The organism is Streptococcus sp. Marseille-Q6379 (genome assembly GCF_965119505.1).
The window spans coordinates 342,354-367,226 of the sequence record NZ_CBCPLV010000002.1; the positions used below are offsets into that span (position 1 = coordinate 342,354).

A 24,873-nucleotide genomic window follows, 5' to 3' on the forward strand; every position below is an offset into this window, starting at 1 on the left:
GGAAATGACAAGTCGCCCTCTCTCTCATAAACCCTAAAATCCTAATCAAAGCCTTTATTATAGCATTTTACGCAATCGATTGCGTAATTTTGAAAGCGCAAACTTAATTATTTTCTGAAAGTCCTTACAAATTTTTTGAGACTATGAAAAAAGATAGTGATAAAGCTATCAACTATCTTTCATGAAAATATAATCTATTTTTAGTCTAAATCAAGGTCTTTCAGTTTGACTGAAACGATTTTCGAGACACCTGACTCCTGCATGGTTACTCCATAAATAGAGTCTGCTGCAGACATAGTTCCCTTACGGTGGGTAACTACGATAAATTGACTTGACTTGTCAAAACGATTAAGGTAGTCACCGAAGCGTTTAACATTAGCTTCATCCAAAGCCGCTTCTACTTCGTCTAGGATTACAAATGGAATTGTCTTAACACGAATGATGGCAAAGAGAAGGGCCAAAGCTGACAAGGCTTTCTCGCCACCTGACATAAGGTTAAGCGATTGAATTTTCTTACCTGGTGGCTGAACTGAAATTTCTACTCCAGCCTCTAGGAGATTGTCTGAGGTCAAAATCAAGTCAGCTGAACCTCCACCGAACATCTGCGTAAAGGTTTGTTTAAAGCTTTCTCGGATAGACTCAAAGGTTGCTTTAAAGCGTGATTTCACTTCATCATCCATGTCATTAATGGTATTCAGAAGGAGACTCTTGGCTTCGAGCAAATCATCCTTTTGGCCGTTCAAGAAATCTAAACGTTGCTTAACCTCTTCAAATTGGGCAATAGCATCCACATTGACTGGCCCCAAAGCTTTAATCGAACGCTCAAGACCTTGCAGATTCTGGCGGGTTTGTTCGACATTGTCAAGAGGGCTAGCCTGACCTTTGGCTGCTTCGAGCGTCATCTGATAATCTTCAGCCAACTGAGTCGCAAACTTACGAAGTGATTGACTAATCTGACTTTCACGTTCTTCCAAGCGAGTCTGTTGACGAATCAAATCCTCGTTACGATTGCCAGCTTTTGCCAAACGCTCCTCCAAATCCTCCAACTGACCTTCGTAATCTTGCACCTGAATCTTAGCACGGACAAGAGCTTGTTCCAAATCGTCTTTACGTTGAACAGCCTCTTTATGCTGTGCTTGCAGATGGGGAAGGCGGTCAGTTTGGTCTTCATCAACATGGTTGTTAAGGAGCGCCTTAAGACTATCCGATTCTTTCATTAACTCAGATAAGTCAGTTTGAAGACGATTGCTTTCTGTCTTCGCAAAACGCAATTCTGCCTGCAAGTCACGTTCCTTCAACTGAAGTTCAGATTGCTTGTCTAGGAGAACCTGTTTTTGTTGACCAAGAGCATCTTTATCTTCCTTAATGGCCTCAATACGGTCGTTAATGGCCTCACGCTTGGATGCAATTTGCACTAACTCAGCTTTAAGTTGCTCAGCCTTATCTTGCAGATTTGCACCTTCAGATCCCTGAGAATCCTGTTTGAAACTATTTACTAAGACTTGATTTTTCTCTAAATCTGACAAGGCTTGTTGATGTTCTAAGCCTAGTTTTTGCTCTTGCAGACGAGCATTCTCACCATCTACCTTAAGATCTTCCAGCTCTTTCTGTAGAGCCTTACGTTTAACCTTAAGGGCTTCAACTTTGGCTTCACTATCACTTAATTGAGCCTTAATCTGGTTAATTTCAGCAGTCAATGCATCTAGTTCAGGCTTGATAAAGAGACTATTATTTTGTTTGTTGGTACCACCAGCAAAGGCACCACCTGGACGAATCTCAGAGCCATCAAGAGTAACCATACGCACTTGGAAACGAACCGCTCGAGCCGCCTTATTGGCATTGTCAATGGTATCAAAGATTGCTGTCACTCCTAGGAGGTTTTGGAAAATATTAGATAAGCGGTCCTCATAGGTAACCAAATCGGAAGCCATACCTATAAAACCTGGTGCATTGGCAAGACTTTGAGCAAATTGTCCATTAAGTTGACGTGGCTTAATAGTGGTCAAAGGCAAGAAGGTCGCACGTCCCTGACGATTTCGTTTCAAGTAGTCAATCGAACGCTTAGCAGCCGCTTCGTCCTCAACAATAATGTTTTGCCCGCTAGCTCCCATAGCAATCTCAAGAGCCGTCTGATAACGCGTGTCAAAGGTTAAGTGTTCACTGACTGCGCCAATAATTCCCTGAATGGATTGGGCATTTTGAAGGACAGCCTTCACCCCTGCATAGAAATTAGAATGATTTTTCTGGATAGATTCTAGACTTTGACGACGGGCATCTTTACTTTTAAGATAATCCATGAGGTCAAACATCTTCTTTTGAGCTTCTTGGTAGTCCTTATCAAGAGTTTGATAAGCCTGAGCCTTTTCTTTGTAGCTAGCTAAGAGGTTTTGAAGACTCGCTTGGGCTGCTTGATAAGCTTTTTGGGCTTCGCTAGCCACTTCCTGAGCGGAAAGTAAATCCGCTTGAGCTTGTTTATATTCTTCAGCCTGTGCCTCGAGCGCTTGTGTCTGACTGTCCATGTCGTGAGTGACCTGAGTCAAACTGTTGGAAACCTTGGCTTCCTCCTGCATCAGACCAACATAGTCCTCACGTAAACGTTCAATAAGCGTATCTGGATCATCAGAAAATTGCTCCAGTTCTTTTTGAATAGCAATCAGCTCTTGGGCAAGGCTATCCAACTCCGCATTCAATTCAACTTGGCCTTGATTAACCTTATTAAGTGCTGCCTGAGCTTCTTCTTTCAAATGCTCTAACTCACTGAGACGAGCTTCAGTTTCTTCTTTTTTCTCTGAACGCTGCTGACTCTCCATGGTATAAAGATCAATTTGACGCTCAAAATCACTAATAAGACGTGTGACATCCACCAAGGTTTGTTGGTCAGAAGAAATTTGTTCTGAAATTTGATGGCGTTTTTGCTTGAGTTCTTGATTTTCAGTCTCTAGACGATGACGTTCCTCATAATAGCTAGTTAATTTTTCCTTGACCGCTGCCAAACCCTCTTGGGTCTGGCTCAAATCAGATTTACCAACTTCAATATCGTGGACCAAAAGATTAAGCTGAGTCTGTCTACGTTCCTCATCTAATTCCAAATAACGTTTGGCAGTCGCAGCTTGCTTTTCAAGCGGTTTAACCTGACCATCTAACTCGTAGATGATATCTTCCAAACGATCAAGATTATCTTGGGTTTGATTAAGCTTGCTTTCCGTTTCTTTCTTACGTGTCTTATATTTGAGAACCCCTGCTGCTTCTTCGAAAATAGCGCGGCGTTCTTCAGGTTTGGCATTAAAAATAGCCTCAACACGACCTTGGGAAATAATGGAAAAAGAATCACGCCCTAAACCTGTATCCATGAAAAGGTCATGAATATCACGTAGACGAACCTTACGACCGTCAATCAAGTAATCATTGTCACCGTTTCGATAAATGTGGCGTTCCACACGGATGGTTTCGCCAGCACCTGCGATAAAACCATCACTGTTATCAAGTGTGACCGCTACTTCCGCATAGTTGAGAGCCTTACGAACCTCTGTTCCCGCAAAAATAACGTCAGGCATCTTGCCCCCACGCAAGCTCTTGGCAGATGATTCACCCAGTGCCCAGCGCAGACTCTCTGTAATATTTGATTTTCCCGATCCATTTGGACCTACAACGGCTGTTACTCCCTTGTCAAAGATGACTTGCGTCTTATCCGCAAAGGATTTAAAGCCCTGCATTTCAATTGATTTCAAATACATGCTTAATTTCCTAGTTGTTCAAGGGCAGCCTTTGCCGCTGCCTGTTCAGCTAATTTCTTAGATTTTCCAAGACCTGTGCTGAGTTCCTTACCATCAACAGCTACCTGCATAGTAAATTCTTTGGCATGAGCTGGTCCAGACTCGTCGATAACAGTATAAGTAATATCAACCGTACCATTGACCTGAAGACGCTCTTGAAGCGCTGTTTTATAGTCCGTGACGCGGTCAAAGTTTCCCTTTTCAACCTGAGGAATCATGACCTGATTCAAGAATTTCTCAACAGCAGGCAAGCCTTGATCCAAATAAAGGGCACCGAGGAAGGCCTCCCAGAGGTCACCTAGGATAGTGGCACGTTCACGTCCACCGGATTTTTCTTCCCCTTTACCAAGACGAATATACTGCTCGAATCCGCAAGACTTTGTAAAACCTGCCAAACTTTCTTCACGAACGATAGTACTACGCATCTTAGACATTTCCCCCTCTGGCTTGTTAGGGTAGCGATTGTAAAGATAAACGGAAATGACTAATTGCAGAGCCGCGTCTCCTAAAAATTCCAAACGTTCATTATGTGAAATGTTTAGGAGGCGGTGCTCATTGGCATATGAGGTATGGGTAAATGCTGTTTCTAAGAGGTCTTTTTGGCTAAAAACAATACCAAAATCCTGCTCAAGTTTTTGTTCAAGTTGATTCATGAAACTTCCTTTCTTTTTAAGCACACTAATTATAATTATATCAAAAAAAGCTGATTTTCATGATAGAAAACTGCTTTTAGAACCTAATCTGCTGATTTTGTGAGATTTAACCTATTCAACTAAAAAAGCTGAGCAATCTGAATCTGCTCAACTTCATTTTATTAATAATCTGGACGAACAACACCTGTAACTGTCTCACGTGTTGCTTCGACATCTTCTTCAAGGACAACCTTGATGATACGTTTAGCTTCTTCTGAAGTACATGCAACCAATGGCAAACGAAGTGGTCCAACTTCGAAACCAAGATGGTTAAGAACAGCCTTGACAGGTGCAGGACTTGGTACTGAGAAGAGAGCGTTAACTTTAGGAATAAATTTACGTTGGATAGCTGCTGCTGTCTTGAGGTCACTATTTTCAATAGCTTCAAGCATGGCATGCATCTCATCACCATTTGTATGAGAGGCTACTGAGATAACACCGTTAGCTCCAAGGTTCATAGCGTGGAAGGCATCCCCATCTTCACCGGTATAAACCAAGAAATCTTCTGGTTTATGTTCGATAAGGTAGGCCATATTAGCAAGGCTGGTACATTCTTTAACCCCGATAATATTTGGATGTTCAGCCAAACGAAGCATGGTATCAGGAGCCATTTCAACAACCACACGACCAGGGATGTTGTAGATGATAATTGGCAAATCAGAAGCATCCGCAATAGCTTTGAAGTGTTGGTACATACCTTCTTGTGATGGCTTGTTGTAGTAAGGCACGATAGCAAGACCAGCTGCAAAACCACCAAATTTGGCAACTTCTTTGGCAAACTCGATAGAGTCTCGTGTATCGTTGGTACCGACACCAGCAATTAATGGCACACGTCCATTAACGATTTTCTGAACAGCCGCAAAGAGTTCCAACTCCTCATCGTGAGTAAGTGTTGGACTTTCAGCTGTTGTCCCCGCCAAAAGAAGAGCTTCTGTATGGTGAGCCAAAAGATGCTCAATCAATTCTGGAAGCGCATCGTAATTGATAGAGCCATCTTCGTGGAAAGGTGTAATAAGGGCTGTGATCAGTTTGACATCTCTTAATTGATCAATTGACATAATATTCTCCTTCAACCGTTTTCTAATCCTTTCCATTTTACCATAATTTTGACCAGACAGACAGATAAGTTAACAATTTTCTGAAAACGGGAGGACTGACTGTTTCAATATGATAGTCAAAACACAAAAAAACAGAGAGAAGTCTCTCTGCTTTATAGGATTCAGCTTAAATTTAGTATTCAAATACAATACTAAATCCTTACTGATTCCTGAATCATAACGCAGTGTTTGATTGGAACTACTCATGTCTGCAACATTCGTACTTCCTAATTAACTGTGCGGGGGGAGTATAAAAGTCCGGTGGACTTTTATAGCCTGAGCCTTAAATTATAAAAGCGAAGGAGAAATCAAACTCTTCGAGTTACTGATTTCTGTTTCTCTCCCTATTTCAATTCAAATTTTAATTCTGAAGTTGGGCGAACCAAACCGCGTTCGTGAAGTGTTTCTGCGATTTGGACTGAGTTCCAAGCGGCACCTTTAAGGAGATTATCTGAAACAACCCACATGTGGATACCTTTTTCAGCATCCAAATCTTTACGGATACGTCCAACGAAGGTATCACGTGAACCTACAGCGTTAACAGCTTGTGGGTAGACTTGGTTAGCAACGTCGTCTTCAAGAACTGCACCAGGGAATTCTGCAATAGCAGCTTTCACTTCGTCAATTGGTGCCACTTCTTTTGTTTCAATATAGACTGACTCTGAGTGAGCTGACAAAACTGGGATACGTACACATGTTGCTGATACAGCAATGCTGTCGTCTTCCATGATTTTCTTAGTTTCGTTTGTCATCTTCATTTCTTCGTAAGTATAGTCATTTTCAGTGAAGACGTCGATTTGAGCCAAGGCGTTGAAGGCGATTGGGAAGTGTTTTTTATCACCACCACATGGCAAGATTTCAGCTTTAACATCATGTGGGTTAACGCCGTCATTCAAAACTTCTTTCAACTCACGTTGTGTTTCAAGGATTGCTCCCATACCAGCACCTGATACAGCTTGGTAGGTTGACACGATGATACGGTCCAAGCCCCATTTTTGACGAACTGGCTCAAGGGCAACCATCATTTGGATTGTTGAACAGTTAGGACAAGCGATAATACCGTTGTGAGCATCGAGTGCATGTGCATTGACCTCAGGTACAACCAATGGCACATCTGGATTTTGACGGAAGTAAGATGTGTTATCAACGACTACTGCACCGGCTTTAACAGCGTATGGTGCATATTTAGCAGAGGTAGATCCACCAGCTGAGAAAAGTGCAATGTCTACACCTTCAAATGCGTCTTCCGTCGTTTCTTCGATGGTCACGTCTTGACCTTTAAACTGCAAGACTTTTCCTGCAGAACGAGCAGACGCAAGGTAGCGAATTTTATCGATTGGAAGTGTTGATTCTTCCAACATTTTGATCATTTGAGCACCAACGGCACCTGTAGCACCGACAACAGCAACTGTGTATCCCATAGTTAAACCTCTTTCGGAATTTTCTATCAATTTAGTTTAGTGAATCTATTATACTACGTTTAAGTCCAGTTGAAAAGGGTAAAAAAGCCAAGAATAAAGAAAAATCCCCTACCAAAGGGCAAGGGATAAGAGGCATCTTTCGATGAGAGTAGCAGGTTCACACAACTACTCAAGGTCCGCTCCTGCGTTACAATCTAATGTAGACCTCCTCAGCGCAAAAGGCTCTAAAGAGCCAATCGACTCATCGCATACTCCTATTCTAGCATATTAAACGACAGAGTCAAGTACTTGATTTCTATAAATACTTACTTGCCTCACGAATGCTAAGAGATGCCATTTGACTAGCATGTTGATCAATAAAAGCCCGAACCCAATCAGGATTTACCTTTGAGTAATTGCGCAAACTCCAACCGATAGCCTTATTAATGAAAAACTCCGTCTGCCCAAAGTTGTTACAGATAACCTCTGCTAGGAGATCAGTATCTGTCAAATCTTTACGCATAAGCTGGTGGTCGATGGCAATACGTCTTAACCAAAAATCCTCATCAAGACTCCATTTGCGCATGATATTCTTGGTTTCTGGATAGTGAAAAGTAATCTCTCCGATGATAAGGTCCAATTGATCTATACTGTCCCACCATGATTTGGTTTGAGCCAATTCCTTTAGCTTTGGAAAATCTTCAGGTCTAAGCTCCTTCTTCTTTTTATCCAGATAATCCATAGCAATATATTGAAACTCACGGTAGGGTTGCTGCCAACACTCTTCTACAAAAGTCCAATCAATTGGATCCTTTATAAAAGGCTTAAAATACTCTCTTTCGATCTTTTTGAGAATTGGTTTTTGAACGCCAAGAAAGCTGAATTTATTTTTCATATAGGCTTCCATGGGTAGTACTTTAGCTGGATCAGCTTGGTCTTCTAACTGTTTCAAAAGAATTTTTGCATCCATATGAACACTCCTATATTACATCAAAGGTCCAATCAGAGAAAAGAGATAGCCACCTAGACGATGAGCCATAGGTATTTTAGACAAACTTTCCAGATTGACTTCCTCTGAGAGTGCCTGGGTTTTCTCAAAATCTTGTTCAATGTTAAGCACTTCCAGATTTTTATAGAGATAGACCCCATCTTCAAAATTTTGATAGAGGCTCCGGTAATCAGTGTTAATGGTACCTACCACAGCTTGTTTGGCGTCAGAAACATAAACTTTAGCATGGATAAAGCCTGGGGTATAACGGAAAATACGGACGCCAGCATCCAAGAGCACTTTAAAATAGGTAGTCGCAATATCAAAGGCATACTGCTTATCTGGAATCCCTGGCATAATGATACGAACATCTACACCTCGTCTAGCAGCAAAGGTCATAGATTGAACCAATTCATCATCCAAAATCAGATAAGGTGTCATGATATAGACATAATCGGTAGATGTATTCAGAAGATGTAAATAAACATTTTCTGCAACCTTGTGGTAGGTCAAAGGTGAATTGGCATAAGGGAGAACCAAACCCTGACTCTTGCTTTTTTGAGGTTTTTCTTGTAGATAGTGCTCCATATCTGTCTTGTCTTCTACTCCAGTCACCGTCCACATGGTCAAAAAGAGAGCTTTTAGCGTTTGAACTGCTGAACCATCTAGGCGAAGGGCTGTATCCTTCCAATGACCAAAGCGTTCACGTTTATTGACATACTCATCAGCGATATTTACACCACCAGTATAAGCAACTTGACCATCAATCACAGTAATCTTCCGATGGTCTCGGTAATTGTAATAGGTTGATAGGATGGGCTTGACTGGTGAGAAGGCTTGAGCTTTAATACCCACCTTGTGTAGTCGCTCAATATAATCGTAGGACAAGGTGGTCATCTCAATCATCCCATCAAACATGACACGAACGTCCAGACCTTCCTTGGCCTTTTCCTCCAAAATGGCTAAAATCTCACCCCACATGATACCTTCGTCAATGATGAAATACTCCATAAAGATATAACGCTCTGCCTTTTTCAAATCCTCCAACAGTGCTGGAAGCATGTCGTCTACAAGTGGAAAATAGGTCACCTCAGTATCTCTGTAGATAGAAAACTGAGCTGGACTATGCTCCAGAAAATAAGCTAAACGCTGTAGTTGACGATCACCATGAGATAAATAATCAGCTACTTCTGGATCGGTGCTTAAATAATTAGAAGCTTGCACTGTAGCATCCTCAAGTCGTTTCTTCAACCGTCTCACACCCAAATCAGCAAGTGAAAAGTAAAGCAAGGCTGTCCCAAAAATTGGGAAAAGAGCAATGATAATCAGCCAGGATAATTTGGAACGAGAATCCATGGAACGATTCAGCAAATAAAAAAAGGTAAAAACACTCAACAAGTGTTCCCATAAGATAATGGATGGAAAATGCTCTTGTAGACTGAGATATGAGAAAACGAGAAAAGCCAATTCCAGTAAGAAGAACAGGAAAATAGGTACCTTGCGATTAAGAAGACTTTTAGCCCATCTGGAGGGCTTTTGGGGTAACAGTCTAGCACTGGTTACTTGAGTCATATAGGTTCCTTTCATGTATGGGAGACCACCACAAACTTTTCGGTCTCTCCCAGTGATTTTATTAGTATCATTTTAGCATATGCAAAAGGCAGGGATAATTAGCCATTGTGATTTAAGATTGATGGGGCACCTACTGTATCTTTCTAACAGGTCCATCCAAGTTTTTTTGCATCCAGACGATATCGTGCCATTGCTCAAACTTGTAGCCAACTTTTGGAAAATGGGCAACTTGGACATAACCCCGCTTTTCATGCATAGCAACGCTGGCCTCATTAGGGACTGCAATGCAGGCTAAGAAACGCAAGAACCCTCGCTTCTCAAGTTCCTCCTCAAGGGCATCATAGAGCTGATTTCCCAAACCTCGACCACGCGCATCTTCATGAAGATAAATAGACAATTCTGTTGTCCAATCATAGGCTGTACGAGCATAATAGGTTGAAGCATAAGCATAGCCGAGAACTCGGCCATCCTCTTCTACCACTAGATAGGGGAATTTTTCAAGCGTCTTGCTGATGCGTGCTTCAAACTCTTGAACGCTGGGAACCTCGTATTCGAAAGTAATAGCTGTCTTTTCAACATAGGGTGCATAGATGGCCTGAATAGCTGGTGCATCGGATAACTTGGCTGGACGAATAGTTAACATCATTTTCTCCTTCGACTTCATTACCTTTATTTTAAACTATAAGAAAAGAGGGCTCAACCCTCTTCTAACACAAATTGTCACTACATCAACGGAGCAACTAATCTAGTCAATAATCCTAAAGCCTTTTGATGGAACGGCAGATTTTCAATCTCAGCGACACTAACTCGATGACACTTGGCTTTGGTCGCTTGGAAATCTTCCTCAATGGAAACCACTGATGACGTCCTATAAAGATAAGCCGCACACTCAAAGTGATGATAAAGACTGCGGTAATCCAAGTTGATTGTTCCTACAACAGCCCTACTATTGTCACTCACAAAGATCTTGGCGTGAACAAAACCGGGTGTGTACTCAAAGATCTTAACACCAGATGCTAAAAGTGTTGGGTAGTAAGTCTTAGCTAAGTAATAAGCTGACTTTTTATCAGGAATACCAGGCATGATGATACTAACATCAACTCCACGCTCAGCCGCAAACTTCAAAGCATGTAGTAACTCGCCATCTAAAATAAGATAGGGCGTCATGATATGAACAAAATCACGCGCATGATTAAGAATATCAATATAAACATTCTCACCAACCTTATCCTTATCCAGTGGGATATCCCCGTAAGGAACAACAAAACCAGGAGTATCAAAGGTCTCATGCTCAACCATATATGGTGTCACATCCAGTGTTTCATGTGAGTAAGTCCACATTTGAAGGAAGAGGACTAAGAAAGTATCAACCGCTGGCCCCTCAACCATGAGTGCAGTATCTTTCCAATGGCCAAAACGCTCAATCTTGTTGATATATTCATCAGCTAGATTAACCCCACCTGTAAAGGCTACCTTACCATCAATCAGCAAGATTTTTCTATGGTCACGGTAATTGTAATAGGTTGACAAGAAAGGCGTTACTGACGCAAAAACACGAGATTGAATGCCAATTCTCTCCAAACGTTTCTTATAGTCGAAACTCAAGGTTGAAAATTCAATCATACCATCATACATGACACGTACTTCCACCCCTTCTTGAACCTTCTGTTTCAAGATAGCTAGGATTTCACCCCACATCTCACCTTCGTCAATGATGAAATATTCCAAGAAAATGTACTTCTCCGCTTTAAGGAGCTGTTTCTTCATTTCCTCAAATTTGGCTTCTCCGCTTGGAAAATAGGTCGTCTTACTATGACGATAGACAGGAAAATGCCCATTAACATTTTCAAGATACTGAACCAAATTGTAGTTACTCGTGTGACGTTGCTTAAGCTCTTCGAGAGCTTTATCATCCTGTTTCAATATTCCACAACTGCGGTCAATATTGCTCTGAATCGCACGCTTCATCCCTGTATAGCCCAAATCTAGTTTTGTATAGGCTAGGAGTAAGGTTCCGATAATAGGGAAAGGTAAAACAATCAGTAACCAAGTATTAACAGCCGTTGATTCCATATCACTTTGGAAGAGATAGATGATGGCTAGAATACGAAGGACCACTTCTGTCACCTGCAGGTGCACTCTATACTGACTCAACCAAAGGTAAGACATAGCTACAACAACAAGCTGCAGTAAGATGATAAGGAAGATAATCGTAGCACGACTAAAGATACCTCGAAGAAAGCCACGACGCCCCCTATCATAAAGACGTTCAATTTTAGCTTCGTTTTTGATAGCAGGACTCCTTTCCTTTTTAATTATTCTTATTATAACAAAAAAATGGCTTAATGAATTTAAGTTTCTTTAATTGTTATCTTCGCCTAACTTATCCAATAGAGCCTGTGCTACTTTTTCAGGAATGCCAAGGGCTTGGATATCCTCAACGGTAGCTTTTTGGATAGCTGTCATAGACTTGAAGTGTTTGAGGAGTTTTTGTTTGCGCTTAGGTCCTAGCCCCTCCACTCCATCAAGTTTGGAACTGAAACTGTTCTTACTACGGACTTGTCGATGGAAGGTGATGGCAAAACGGTGTACTTCATCCTGAATACGGTGAAGGAGGAAAAATTCCTCGGATTGACGTGGCAAATCAATAATCTGTAAGGGCTCTCCAAAGAGCAATTCATTGGTTTGGTGCTTGTCATTTTTCTGAAGCCCCGCAACTGGGATAGATAGATTAAGCTCATTACGAAGTACGTCCTTGGCGACATTGACTTGACCTTGACCACCATCCATGATAATAAGGTCTGGTGGCGTTAAACCATCGCGTTTGACACGACTATAGCGGCGACGAATGACCTCACGCATACTGGCATAATCGTCAGGACCTTCAACAGTCTTGATTTTATATTTGCGGTACTCTTTTTTATTAGGTTTACCATTTTCAAAGACAACCATGGCAGAGACAGGGCTAGTTCCCATGATGTTAGAGTTATCGAAAGACTCGATACGGACTGGTGTCGGAATCCCCATGAGCTTGCCTAGATTTTCAATAGCTCCTTGGGTCTTAGCCAAGTCTTTTTCGAGGAGATCAAATTTTTGGGTCAAACTGACACGGGCATTTTTCGTTGCCAGATTAACCAACTGCTTCTTCTCTCCACGTTGAGGTTTAAAGACCTTGACCTCATCTCCGACTAGGGCTTCTACAGATTCTTGATCAATATCTCCTGGAATGAAAATCTCCTTAGGCTTGAGATGACGACTATCCAGATAAAACTGACCCATATAGGTTAGAAAATCCTCCTCGGCGTCATTATAGTAAGGAAACATATTGACATCACGCTGAATGAGTTTTCCTTGGCGAACAAAGAAAACCTGAACACACATCCAGCCCTTGTCCACGTAGTAACCGAAAATATCACGGTCCTGCATGTCTTGACGGATAACCCTTTGTTTGGTCCTGAGCGTCGACACTGCCTCAATCAGGTCTCGATACTCCGCTGCACGCTCAAACTCCATCTGATCAGACATGTCCTTCATCTTGCCCTTGAGCTGGTTAACGATTTTATCATCATGACCGTTTAGGAAATTCTTGACATCCTCAACCAAACCTTGCCAATATTCCTCAGTGGTGTGACAGATGGTGTGGGCATTACATTGACCAATATGGTAATAAAAACAGACCTTGTTGGCAGGATTTTTACATTTCTTAAAGGGGAAAATACGGTCCAAAAGCTTCTTGATTTCATTGGCTGCACCAGAGTCTGGGTAAGGGCCGAAATAAAGACCACCATCCTTTTTGACCTGGCGAGTAATCAAGAGTCTTGGATAGAGCTCCTTGGTAATCTTGATAAAAGGGTAAGATTTATCATCCTTGAGGCGAATGTTAAATTTAGGCATATTCTCTTGGATGAGGTTAATTTCCAAAAGCAGGGCCTCGATATTAGACTCGGTTACGATAAATTCAAAGTCTGCAATCTCAGATACCAAAAGTTCCGTCTTGGTATCATGGCTTCCACGAAAATAGCTACGCACACGATTTTTTAGATTTTTAGCCTTACCGACATAAATAATATTGCCGAATTTGTCCTTGTGGAGATAGCACCCCGGGTTGCTTGGGAGTAGTTCCAACTTATGTTTAATCAGATCATTCATGCTTTCATTGTAGCAAAAAAAGAGCTAAAAAGCTCTTCGGAATCATGGCTATCATAGCCTTACTTGGACAAAATCTTCAGGATTTCCTCATAACTTTTGACTTGATAGGTTGGAACTGCTGGAGTCTCATTGACTAGGTTACTTGGATTGAACCAGACACTATCAATACCCGCATTATTACCACCCTGGATATCAGCAGTTAGACTATCACCAATCATGAGAGCTGAGCTTGGGTGAAAATCATGGACCTGATTGGCAATTTTATCAAAAAAGTCTGTGGACGGTTTGTGGGCACCCACCTCATCAGAGATGAAAACATCGTCGAAGAAAGGTAAAATACTCGAAGCCTGCAGACGACCACGTTGGATATAGCTAACACCGTTAGTCGCTGCATAAATCTTGTGGCCACGGTCTTTAACGTTTGATAAGAAAGCATGGGCCTGAGGCAACTCCTGCCCCTGTTGACTCAAGAAATGTTGGTAACGGCCTGCTAAGTGACTACCATCAACCTCCTGTCCAAAATGGTCAAAAAGACGAGAAAAGCGCGTGCGAAGCAATTCCGGTTTAGTGATTAAACCATGATTGAGGTCTTCCCACATGGAACGGTTCATGGGAATATAGTGGTCCTTGTAAACTTTAAGATCTTGTGAAGCCACACCAGCCTCTTCAAGCAAGTAGTTTAAAGCCAAATCTTCAGCACGGTCGAAATCTAGGAGTGTGTGGTCAAGATCGAAAAGTAAATGGGTATAGGTCATGGCGTATCCTTTCTGATACTTGAATCTTTAGGCTCTATTTTACCACAATCTAGCTATATATGAATAAATAAAAAAAGACGACCCACAGGCCGCCCTCTCTGATTTATGAAAAATAAGTATTGCTTACTTAATAGGACATTATTATATCTATTGAACCTTAAAGAAACCTTAAAATAAGTTATTTTTTATGGTTTCAATAGATTTTTACTTAAACAGCGAATCTCTCTAATTCATGGTATACTGAAAATACAAGATTAATCAAACGAGGCGTGTTATGAAAAATTTAAAATTTCAATCCGTTTTTGACATTATCGGTCCTGTCATGGTAGGACCTTCCTCTAGTCATACTGCAGGAGCTGTTCGTATTGGAAAGATTGTTTCTGCCATCTTTGGTGATATACCCACTGAAGTAGAATTTCAACTTTTTAATTCCTTTGCAAAGACCTATCGAGGTCACGGGACTGATGTGGCTCTTGTAGCTGGTATTTTAGGAATGGAAACTGATGACCCTGATATTCCGCGTGCACTGGACATTGCATACGAAAAAGGCATTAAAGTCTACTGGAAAATCAACAAAGATAGTAATGCACCGCATCCCAACACCACTCGTATTACACTAAAAAATGCTACAAAAACTATCTCTGCCACTGGTGTTTCCATCGGTGGGGGAAATATCCAAGTAACCGAACTCAATGGTTTTGCGGTCAACCTCAAAATGAATACACCTACACTTATTATTGTTCACCAAGATGTTCCAGGAATGATTGCTCTTGTGACCGATATTTTATCTCGTTATGGTATCAATATCGCTCAGATGACCGTCACTCGAGAAAATGCTGGTGAGAAGGCCATTATGATTATTGAAATTGACTCGCACCAGTGTGATGAGGCCGTCAATGAAATCGCTAGAATTCCTCATCTACATAATGTCAACTTTTTCAGCTAAGAGGGGGATTGCATGTTTTACACTATTGAAGAATTAGTTCAACAAGCTGACCGAGATTACCAAGGTAATATCGCAGAGCTCATGATAGCTACAGAGACAGAGCTAACTGGACGGGAACGTCCTGAAATCCTAGCTCTCATGACTCGAAATCTTGAAGTGATGATAGAGTCTGTTCAGGCTGGTTTGTCCCCAGAGAAATCACCAACTGGCTTAACCGGGGGAGACGCTGCCAAGCTGGATGCTTATATCAAAAATGGAAAGACTTTGGCTGAGTCTGCTGTCTTAGGGGCTGCTAGAAATGCCATGGCCGTCAATGAATCTAATGCCAAGATGGGGTTAGTTTGTGCGACACCAACGGCTGGTTCAGCAGGTTGTTTGCCCGCTGTTCTAACAACAGCTATCGAAAAATTGGGCTTGAGCCAATCACAACAATTAGATTTTCTCTTCACTGCTGGCGCATTTGGTCTAGTCATCGCAAATAACGCCTCAATTTCTGGAGCAGAGGGAGGATGTCAGGCCGAAGTTGGCTCTGCCTCTGCTATGGCTGCTGCCGCTATCACAATAGCTGCTGGTGGAACACCCTTCCAAGCTAGCCAGGCCATTTGCTTTGTGCTTAAGAATATGTTGGGGCTCATTTGCGACCCTGTAGCTGGATTAGTCGAAGTTCCTTGTGTCAAACGTAATGCTATGGGAGCAAGCTTTGCCCTAGTAGCTGCCGACATGGCCTTGGCAGGTATCACATCTGCCATTCCAGTCGACCAGGTAGTTGACGCTATGTATCAGGTCGGTTCAGCTATGCCAACCGCCTTTCGTGAAACTGCTGAAGGTGGCTTAGCAGCAACTCCGAAAGGAAAAGCACTCGCAAAAGAAATCTTTGGTTGATTTTTTTAGAATAATCACAAAAAAACTTAGAAGTATGAGTGCTTCTAAGTTTTTTCTTCTTATATAGCCTTTTCAACGTTTTGATCTTAGCTGAATAACCAATTTGTCAAAAAGTGCCATGTTTCTTTGGCAATATTTGCAAGGAAGGTTGAGAGACTAAATGCGTTGAATTTTTTGAGGAGGTTCTCAACTAGTGGAGTGACAGTCTTAGGTGTTCCCACTGGAGTCTTATTTTCTTCTTGCTTATCAGTATTATCCTGAGATGGGGCTGGTACTGTACTTGTATTGTCATGACTATTATTTTGTCCAGTTGGTTCAGGCTCTGGAGCAACCTCAGGCTGATGCTCAGGTTCATCCGGTTTATTTTCCGGACTTGGTTCTGGACTAGGTTGTGGCTGAGAGTCAGGTTTAATCGGTTCGTCAGTGGTGTCACTGCTTGTGTTTGTCATTTTTTCAGTAACGAAGAAGTTTTTGAATTCTACTGCTCCATCCCAAAGACCGACACCTACATGGGCTTGATTGAAGTAATTATCCACGGCATCAAATTGATGATGGAGCACTTCCTTGCCATCGACATAGACTGTCATGGTGTCCTTGCCTTTCACAACCTTAACATGGTGGTACTGACCATCATTGATTGCCTTATCCAAGTGAGCTTCAGCGATGGTTTCACCACCAAAACGGAAGAGACGAACAGTATCATTGTCGGCAAATTGGACAGAGTAGGCACGACCTGGTTCTTCACGTTCCGCAGCTACAAAGAGGTTTACCAAACCATGTTGGTATTTGACATCGATGTCATAGTCAAATTGCTTGAAGCCATTACTTTCATAGGCCATGAAGAAGTCATTGGCACTGACATTGCTATCGTAAAGGGTATCGTCATCAATATACCAATTACCAGTGACAGCTTTCAAGCCTTTAAGGTTGGTCGCAAAATTGTTGAGCGTGATGGCAATATTAAAGGTTTTGGTCAATGAAGGATTTTCAACTGAGGTTGCTGTGACAGTTAGATGACCTTTGTGAAGGGCTTTGAGAGAAAGTTTATTGTCATGTTCAGTATAGGACACCAAACTTGGATCACTTACTGTCCATGTCACATCTTGCTCTTCAGAAGCCGGTGCGAGATAAACCTGCAAGTCCTTACTTTGACCAACTTCAAGAGCCAAATGACCTGCAACTGTGGTGTTCATGGCAACAGCCTTAGTGACTTCCTTCTTGTCAGTCCAAGTACTCTTAATTGGGTAGATAGCAATGTTTGCTTTGGCTGGACCACCTTCAACCAAGACACTTGCTCCAACGGCTCTTGGGCTTGGGAAAATCTGATTAGCACCAGCTACTGTATTACCCTTAGCAAAGACTTCCACACTCGCACGGTCCACATAAAGATGCAAATCAATAGAACCATCTTCATTGCGAGTCACTTGTTGACTATTAACCTTAGTAAAGGCATCTGAAAGGATAGTACCAGATTGGCTACGGTCAATAGACAAAGTTTCCTTAGTTAAATCGTAAATGACCTTAGTAGCTTGACCATCACCGACGCGTAGATTAAAGCCAACTGCTGTCGTATCCTTGCCTGGTACAAAGTGAGAAACCACTTCATAAGTGTCACCTTTAAAATCTTTAAGCAGTTCATTGTCAGAAGCTACTGTGACATTTTCAAAATACTGAGCGTCGTCTGTATCACGAAGGCTTTCGTAGGCCTTAACAGGAGTTTGGGTTAAGAGGTAACGGTCGCCTGATTTAACCAAACCAAGGTCAAGATTAAGGTTAAAGGTACCATTAAATTTTTGACCTACAGTATCTGCAACCAGATTGCAATAATCTTCCCAAGTGTTCATCCAGTTGATTTCAGTCAATTGTGGGATGTTTGGATGGTCAGCTGTTCCAAAATCATGAACATAATAAGTCATGGCAGCATAGGAATCCTTACCAAAATTCATGATTTCGTCATGATCTTGGTAAACATCATCAGCTACAAAGGCCCACTTGCCATCCACTTGTTTAAAATCACCAACCTTGTAAGAACGACCGCCACGTGAGAGAACCCACTTGAGTGCGCCATCATTGGCTACAATCGGATAGAGGTCAGGACATTCCGTATGCAAATCCTTATAGGTTGTTTCCACTTGCCAGTTCTTCAAGTCTTGTGATGAATAAATGCGGAGTGGACCACCTGCAAGGACCATAAACCATTGGTTATCCCAGCGGAAAACCTTAGGGTCACGGAAATCTTGGTTTTGAAGAGGATCCTGAGACCAGTCGGCAACTACCTTGTCATATTTTTGCCAGGTTCTACCCTCGTCCTCACTATAGGTGATTTCAATCCGTTGCCCATTACCATTTGAAGTGATAATAGCCACCAGGCCACCTTCCGGAGATTTGAAGAGGCCTGAGCTATTGGTACTATCAACCACGACAGAGCCTGAGAACATGTGACCTGTCGCATCTGGATAAAAGGCTATCGGCTCTTCATCCCAATGAAGCAAGTCTCGGCTGGTCGCATGGGCCCAGTGCATTGGCCCCCATTTGGTATCATCGTAAAATTGATAGAAGAGATGGTAACGTCCCTTGTAGAAGACTAAGCCATTAGGGTCATTAGCCCAGCCATCCTTGACAGAATAATGATACTGATCACGGTAAAGCTCGTTGTAATACACATCATCACTTTGTCTTCGGTGGATATTAACACGATAAGTCAAGGTCACAGGACGACCTAGTGAGTCAGTCACACTACTTTCAACAATAAAGTAATTGGCACCTACAGCCACTGGCAATTGTGAAATATCTGTGTAGACATTTCCCTTGGCATCTTCTACCTTGATAACAGCATTTGGATTATGCTTAGTGATGTCAAAGCCTACTGTCTCAGCATTGTGTCCCACATATTGGATATGGAGTGGTTCTTCAGAGAAGAATTGGGCTTGTTTTTCAACAGAACCTGTCTTTGAGGTCACCACAAGATTGTCAATCAAAGGAAGACTGGCATCATCAAGATTAACATAGCGGGTGTTTTTGAAAATGACATTGGCATTCCAATTAAGAAGTCCAAAGTAACCTTCTGGAAGGACTTGAGGTTGGCCCTTGTCACTTTTTTGAAGAACAGCGTCACCTGTACTTGCGACAAGCACATCATTGACATAGTAAGATAGCCACTGATTAGCCGCAACTACTCTAAGATTGTAGGTTTCATCGGCAGTTGGTGTCACATCTTTCTCATCTACAAGTTGAATATCATGATTATTGACCCAACGCCAAAACTTAACCTTATGGTTACCAGAGTCTACATTGACCCCGTACATATTTTTATCGCTACTATCATTGTTACCACGGAAAATGAGGGCAGCGGCACCACCAGCTTCCTTGAAGGTCACATCTGTTGAATAGATAAAATTCTTGCCCTCGGATTGAGAATAAAGGAAAGAGTCTCCCTTGTCTTTGGCTTCTGAATGAATACCGTCAGCCTGCATTTCCCAGTGACCATTTTGGTCTGCGGTCATCCCTTCAAGATTGGTAACTGCTTCATTATTAGGCAAATCCGTTTTTTCCTCTGTCACATGAACAGGACTGGTGCTATTCGTTACAACTGGAGATTGTTCTTGATTGGTCTGATTCAAATCGGCTTCTTGCGTTTGGTTAGTCACTTTCTCAGCCTCGCTAGCCTGTGTTTGTACTTCCTTTGACTGGTCAGGGATAGGCTGAGTGGGATTCTCTTGAGCTGTTTGAGCAGATTCGGAAACAAGAGACGGGCTCGGCTCTACCACTTGGGGGACTTCCTTGGTCGTGCTAGGAGCAAGCTCCGCTTGAGGGGCAACTTGATGGTCAGTTTGAGCTACCACTTCTTGAGGTGTTGGGCTCACAGTTGCCTGTTCCACTTGGTCCGCATAGACAGGACCAGCCAGAGCCAAGCCTGCAAAACTTACCAAGGCACAGCCATAGACCCATGTCTTCCCACTTTTACGCATAAACCAATTTTTACAAACAGTATCATTCATGACTCTTCTCCTTCTTTAGAGCAACATTAAATGTTAACTCAGTTTTCATGAAAATTCAAAGTCAATACATTCGCCTTTATTAATAAGCCTATCAAAGTTTCCGGAAATATCTCTAGGATTTAAATTAAAACGGTAAACGCTTACTTTTAATATCATTATAGCACTATAATCTGAAAATACCATCTTTTTCTGTAATATTTTTCATATAAATGAAAAACTTCCGAATTCGCCATTCGAAAGTCTCATACTTATGCTTAATCTGAGCCTGTTAGCAAGCTATTTCCAATAATACCAATGGTTACAATAGCAATCCCAAGGAATCCCAAAAGGCTAGGTAGACTATCTCCGAGGAAGAGGCAACCACCCAAGAGGGTAAAGAGAACTTCACCAGCCTGAGTAGCCTCAACTACTGCCAGTTGCTTATGGTTATGCTTAACCAGATTAGTCGCCTCGAAGAAAAGCAAGGTTGCGACAACTCCAGAAAAGACAGCTACAATTAAAGATTGTAAAATCTGTCCCCCTGATGGAAGTCCAGAATCCGTTACAGCAAAAACTGATAAGATCACCCAAAAAGGCGTACTCATCAAGGTCATCCCAAACACGCGCTGCGTCGTTGAAAGCTGATCCTCTTTACAGTGGACCATCATCTTACGATTGCCCAAAGGATAGGCAAAAGCAGCCAGTAAAATCAAGAGACTGGCACGGACCACACCGCTACCAAGACCACTACCAAAGTAAGGAATCTGGATGAGAATAATACCTAAAAGGATAACCAATGTCATAAGCAGTTGCTTACCAGGTACCCTCTGACCAAAGAGAGGTGTCAAGAGCAGACCAGCTAGAATGGTAATCTGCCAAGTGGCTGCCACAAACCAGGACTCGCCATAAATGGAGGCTAGAGACAGTGGCCCATAGAAAAGTCCAAAACCAACCGTACTCCAAATCAACCAAGTCAGGGGTGCTTTCTTAATGGCAGACAGAACACCTGCCAGCTCACCCTTACGCCAGGCCAAAACAGCCAGCATAGGCAAGCTAAACAAATAGCGTAGACTAGCACTCCACATCCAGGACCCACCTGAAAGGTTCATACTACGGTTGAAAATAAAAGTAAAAGCAAAAAAGAGAGCACCAAGAATACCATACCAAATCGCCCTCGCAAATTGAGATTGTTTCATAATTGTAAACTCCTGTAGATTCTATTATACAGTAATTGAAGCAATAGAAAAAGGAGGTCATTATGATGACTTCCTTAGTTTCATTTCAATTTTTACTTATGGACCAAGTAAACAATCTATATTTTATTCACCTTTTAGCTGCACTTGTGTATGTGCTAGCAGGTCTCCTAGATGTCTCTTATCTTTCCGAAACATCGTCATTGCCAGTAAGGAAACTGCGAGGAGTGTCGCCGAAATAGAGAGGATAATGGACAATACATCAAAATTACTATAGAAACCATGAATCGTGCCCATATGACCTATTTGCCAAGATAAAAATTTAATGGTATTTCTGATCAAGCTAGCCTGAACTGTTTTTTTCTGGTAGACCAGTTGAAGTCCCGCTTTTGCCTTTCCAAAACTGCCATTTTTTGCATAATCCAAGAATGTGAAAAGGAGCATGATTGGCAAAACAGAGGTGAAAAATACAAGCCACTGCGACTGAATTTCTGTAAACTCTGGGACGCCATTAAAAAAAATAATGTATATAAGCATAGAACCTAAAAACAGAAGACCTAAATAAGCTAGAATGAAAAGATAATCGAATAGAAATTCAATCATTCTTTTTTTAAACGAAATAGGATTGATTGCTATAATTTTCATCATCGACTCCCCCTTTCTCATCTCCTATTATAACATTTTTAATATTCTAAATAATATTTGAGAGGAAAAATTGAAGGCTATTGAGCTCGCAAATTGAGATTGTTTCATAATTGTAGACTCCTGTAGGTTTTATTATACACTACTTCTATTATGGCTTTTGGACTTTATTTCAATTTTACGTTATATTATTATTAAAAATCTAAATCATAAGGAATTATGTATGTCAGAAGATATTAAAATCAAGATTGGAAAAAGAATTCGTGAAGAACGTGAACGACTAGGTTTAACACGTGAGCAAGTTTGTGATACTGAAGATGAATTAACTGTCAAACAGCTGATGAGAATTGAGCTCGGTCGCTCATTACCAACTATTGTAAAACTTCAATATATCAGTGATAAACTAAATGTTTCCCTAAATTATTTGTTGGGAGAAACTAATTTAGACATTCCTGAAGACTATTATCAGGCTAAATATAAACTCATGAAGTCTCCTGTCTATGGCGACCCCGAACGTATCAAGAAGAAGCTAAAAGACATTGAGGAACTCTACGACAACTATATTGAGATTTTACCTGAAGACGAACTTTTAGCTATTGATATTATTGAAAGAACATTAAATTTCATAGCTAAAGGGGAGGGAGAAGACCTTGTTGAAATAGTATTTGAAGATTATTTAAATCAAGTATTGAAAAAGGAACAGTACACATTGAATGATCTTTTATTGATAAAATATTATTCTGTACAGTGCCAATCATCTTCATATGATGAATCTATGATCGAGAATTTTCGAAAAAAATTGATAAAACAAAGATTGCAAGGAGATGAATTAACCAATGTGGAACTATTGGGAGCATTATCAGCTATAGCTGGGATATATGTTATGCACCATGAATACGAACATATGAAGTCTCTCGTCGATAAGATGTATGAAATCATACATTCCATTATGCAACACTCATATCAGCCAGGTATAACAATGCTTGAAGCAAAATACTATCTCTTCTATGAGAACAATAAAGATAAAGCAACTGAACTTTACAAAATGGCTACCGTACTAGCCGAAGCCTTCGGTGACCAAGTCTTCATCAAAAATCTTAAAATGGAAATGAAAAAAGACTTAAATACGAAATAACAAATCTAAGTGACATAAATGTCCTTTAGATTCGTTATTTTTTTGTTTATACTCATTCATATAATCAAATAGGAGAAATCAAGATATGACAAACCTTATCGTAGCAAAACAGTTAACCAAAGAATTTCAAAAATATAAAGCAATCGAAAATCTAAACTTCACAGTCGAAAAAGGTGAAATTCTAGGTTTCCTAGGGCCATCAGGATCTGGTAAAACGACAACGATCAATATCTTAACAGGTCAACTCACTCCTAGTCAGGGAGAAACTTATATTTTGGGCAAATCATCCCTTCAGTTAAAAGAAGATGATTTGTCAAAGATTGGTTTAATCACTGAAAATAGTGGTTTTTATGAAAAATTGACACTTTATGACAATCTTCTATTCTTCGCAAAACTCTATAATGTTTCGACAGAGTATGTTGATGATTTGTTAAAACGTGTAGGTCTTTATGACCATCGTAAAACCTTGGCAGAAAAGCTCTCCACAGGGATGAAACAACGGATGCTTTTAGTGAGAGCTATCATAAACAAGCCAAAAGTTCTCTTTCTTGATGAACCTACTTCTGGACTAGATCCATCAACGTCTCAAACCATTCATTCTCTTATTGAAGAACTAAAACAACAAGGAACAACCATTTTTCTGACGACACATGACATGCACGAAGCTACCATTTTATGCGATAAGATTGTACTTCTAAATAAAGGAAAGATTGTCGAAGAAGGAAAACCTGCTGAGCTTATTCAGAAATATAATACAAATAAGATGGTAAAAGTGACCTACTGTTCAGGTCAAGAGAAAGTGATTCCCTTCTCTGAATTAAATCATATTACTGCAACTCAAGATATTCAAACCATCCATTCATGTGAACCAACTTTAGAAGACATCTTCATCCAACTTACAGGAGGAAAACTTAATGTTTAACCAATTGAAATCTTTACTATGGCTTAGAAAACGAGTTATCAAATCTAACAAAACCATTATCCTACAAATCCTCCTTCCTTTAGGATTTGCCTTTCTATATAAACATATCTATGAGATTCAAGGTAGTCTAAACAACTCAATGAAAGTCAATCTATTAGTCAATTGTTTAGCCTTATCTTTGAGTTTATCAGTTGGGAATCCAATCAGTACTATTGTTTCCGAAGAAAAGGAAAAAAATATTTTAAGAACTTTGTTTTTAAGTGGTGTTAACAGTACAAACTATATCCTTTCAGTTTTGTTTTACCCAGTGCTTATTAGCTTAGTGATGACAACTGCTATTCCGAGAATACTAGAACTAAATATTGAAAATAATTATGGTGCTTATCTTATCATCTTACTTGCTACATCTTTAGTAATGATGCTGATCAATCTTTTCATTGGCTTAATCAGCAAAACTCAAGTGTCTGCCCAAGTGATTAGTCTTCCAGTAACAATGATTAGTGTGTTTATTCCAATGCTTTCAGGGATCAGTAAAGGTTTTGATAATGTCACGAAGTACAGTTATATGGGATTGTTCTCAAAATCTATAAGCCAGCTTGAAACCTTTAAGTGGCAGGACCAAGTAGCAAGCTCACTATCCCTTCTAGTCTGGTTACTCCTATTTACTGCACTGACCATTCTACAGTCTAAGAGATTACGAAAAATAGCTTAATTCAAAACCATAACCATCTAAACTAAGTGTTAGATGGT

The 24,873-nt window shown here is 40.9% G+C and carries 18 protein-coding genes; 5 read left to right on the forward strand and 13 right to left on the reverse strand.

Annotated features, from left to right (window positions below):
- Positions 1-200: 200 nt before the first annotated feature.
- From smc to ACWPVZ_RS08385, 10 genes are all read right to left on the reverse strand, one after another.
- Positions 201-3,734 carry a chromosome segregation protein SMC gene (smc, locus tag ACWPVZ_RS08340; RefSeq protein ID WP_454381799.1) on the reverse strand — a complete coding sequence of 1,178 codons (3,534 nt, stop codon included), beginning with the start codon at positions 3,732-3,734 and terminating at the stop codon, positions 201-203.
- 2 nt (positions 3,735-3,736) lie between these two features.
- Entirely contained in the window at positions 3,737-4,426 is a 690-nt protein-coding gene (rnc, locus tag ACWPVZ_RS08345) for a ribonuclease III (RefSeq protein ID WP_454381800.1), read from the reverse strand.
- Positions 4,427-4,587: 161 nt separating this feature from the next.
- Positions 4,588-5,523: a 4-hydroxy-tetrahydrodipicolinate synthase gene (gene dapA, locus ACWPVZ_RS08350; protein ID WP_013990425.1), complete on the reverse strand. Its 936-nt coding sequence runs from the start codon at positions 5,521-5,523 to the stop codon at positions 4,588-4,590.
- Positions 5,524-5,906: 383 nt separating this feature from the next.
- A complete protein-coding gene (locus tag ACWPVZ_RS08355; protein ID WP_454381801.1) occupies positions 5,907-6,983 on the reverse strand; it encodes an aspartate-semialdehyde dehydrogenase in 1,077 nt (358 codons plus the stop codon).
- Between the two features lie 295 nt (positions 6,984-7,278).
- Positions 7,279-7,932: a DNA alkylation repair protein gene (locus tag ACWPVZ_RS08360; RefSeq protein WP_454381802.1), complete on the reverse strand. Its 654-nt coding sequence runs from the start codon at positions 7,930-7,932 to the stop codon at positions 7,279-7,281.
- Positions 7,933-7,947: 15 nt separating this feature from the next.
- Complete coding sequence (gene cls / locus ACWPVZ_RS08365) at positions 7,948-9,522, reverse strand: cardiolipin synthase (protein WP_454381803.1); 1,575 nt, start codon at positions 9,520-9,522, stop codon at positions 7,948-7,950.
- 130 nt (positions 9,523-9,652) lie between these two features.
- Positions 9,653-10,165, reverse strand: a complete 513-nt coding sequence (locus tag ACWPVZ_RS08370) for a GNAT family N-acetyltransferase (RefSeq protein ID WP_049528923.1) — start codon at positions 10,163-10,165, stop codon at positions 9,653-9,655.
- An 80-nt stretch (positions 10,166-10,245) separates the two neighbouring features.
- A complete protein-coding gene (cls, locus tag ACWPVZ_RS08375) occupies positions 10,246-11,796 on the reverse strand; it encodes a cardiolipin synthase (RefSeq protein ID WP_454381927.1) in 1,551 nt (516 codons plus the stop codon).
- 87 nt (positions 11,797-11,883) lie between these two features.
- Positions 11,884-13,671: an excinuclease ABC subunit UvrC gene (gene uvrC / locus ACWPVZ_RS08380; RefSeq protein WP_454381804.1), complete on the reverse strand. Its 1,788-nt coding sequence runs from the start codon at positions 13,669-13,671 to the stop codon at positions 11,884-11,886.
- A 59-nt stretch (positions 13,672-13,730) separates the two neighbouring features.
- Positions 13,731-14,426: a YjjG family noncanonical pyrimidine nucleotidase gene (locus tag ACWPVZ_RS08385; RefSeq protein WP_211180723.1), complete on the reverse strand. Its 696-nt coding sequence runs from the start codon at positions 14,424-14,426 to the stop codon at positions 13,731-13,733.
- A 274-nt stretch (positions 14,427-14,700) separates the two neighbouring features.
- On the opposite strand from ACWPVZ_RS08385, the gene sdaAB reads away from it, so the two are divergent.
- Complete coding sequence (gene sdaAB, locus ACWPVZ_RS08390; protein ID WP_454381805.1) at positions 14,701-15,372, forward strand: L-serine ammonia-lyase, iron-sulfur-dependent subunit beta; 672 nt, start codon at positions 14,701-14,703, stop codon at positions 15,370-15,372.
- 12 nt (positions 15,373-15,384) lie between these two features.
- Positions 15,385-16,254, forward strand: coding sequence for an L-serine ammonia-lyase, iron-sulfur-dependent, subunit alpha (sdaAA, locus tag ACWPVZ_RS08395; protein ID WP_347099992.1), 870 nt, complete (start codon positions 15,385-15,387; stop codon positions 16,252-16,254).
- An 86-nt stretch (positions 16,255-16,340) separates the two neighbouring features.
- Here the strand turns inward: sdaAA and ACWPVZ_RS08400 are convergent, their stop codons facing one another.
- The 3 genes from ACWPVZ_RS08400 to ACWPVZ_RS08410 form a co-directional block, all read right to left on the reverse strand.
- The gene (locus tag ACWPVZ_RS08400; protein ID WP_454381806.1) at positions 16,341-20,252 is read right to left on the reverse strand and encodes a GH32 C-terminal domain-containing protein; all 3,912 of its coding nucleotides are present in this window, start codon (positions 20,250-20,252) and stop codon (positions 16,341-16,343) included.
- A 254-nt stretch (positions 20,253-20,506) separates the two neighbouring features.
- Positions 20,507-21,427, reverse strand: coding sequence for a DMT family transporter (locus ACWPVZ_RS08405; protein WP_347105538.1), 921 nt, complete (start codon positions 21,425-21,427; stop codon positions 20,507-20,509).
- 123 nt (positions 21,428-21,550) lie between these two features.
- Entirely contained in the window at positions 21,551-22,072 is a 522-nt protein-coding gene (locus ACWPVZ_RS08410) for an RDD family protein (protein WP_454381807.1), read from the reverse strand.
- 217 nt (positions 22,073-22,289) lie between these two features.
- Here ACWPVZ_RS08410 and ACWPVZ_RS08415 point away from each other — a divergent pair, with 217 nt between their 5' ends.
- The 3 genes from ACWPVZ_RS08415 to ACWPVZ_RS08425 all read left to right on the forward strand — a co-directional run bounded on the left by ACWPVZ_RS08415 (position 22,290) and on the right by ACWPVZ_RS08425 (position 24,835).
- Positions 22,290-23,201, forward strand: coding sequence for a helix-turn-helix domain-containing protein (locus tag ACWPVZ_RS08415; protein ID WP_454381808.1), 912 nt, complete (start codon positions 22,290-22,292; stop codon positions 23,199-23,201).
- An 85-nt stretch (positions 23,202-23,286) separates the two neighbouring features.
- On the forward strand, positions 23,287-24,123 hold the full coding sequence (locus ACWPVZ_RS08420) for an ABC transporter ATP-binding protein (RefSeq protein ID WP_014632991.1): 837 nt from the start codon (positions 23,287-23,289) through the stop codon (positions 24,121-24,123).
- Entirely contained in the window at positions 24,116-24,835 is a 720-nt protein-coding gene (locus ACWPVZ_RS08425) for an ABC transporter permease (protein WP_002891215.1), read from the forward strand. The genes ACWPVZ_RS08420 and ACWPVZ_RS08425 overlap by 8 nt, the downstream gene beginning before the upstream one ends.
- Positions 24,836-24,873 lie beyond the last annotated feature (38 nt).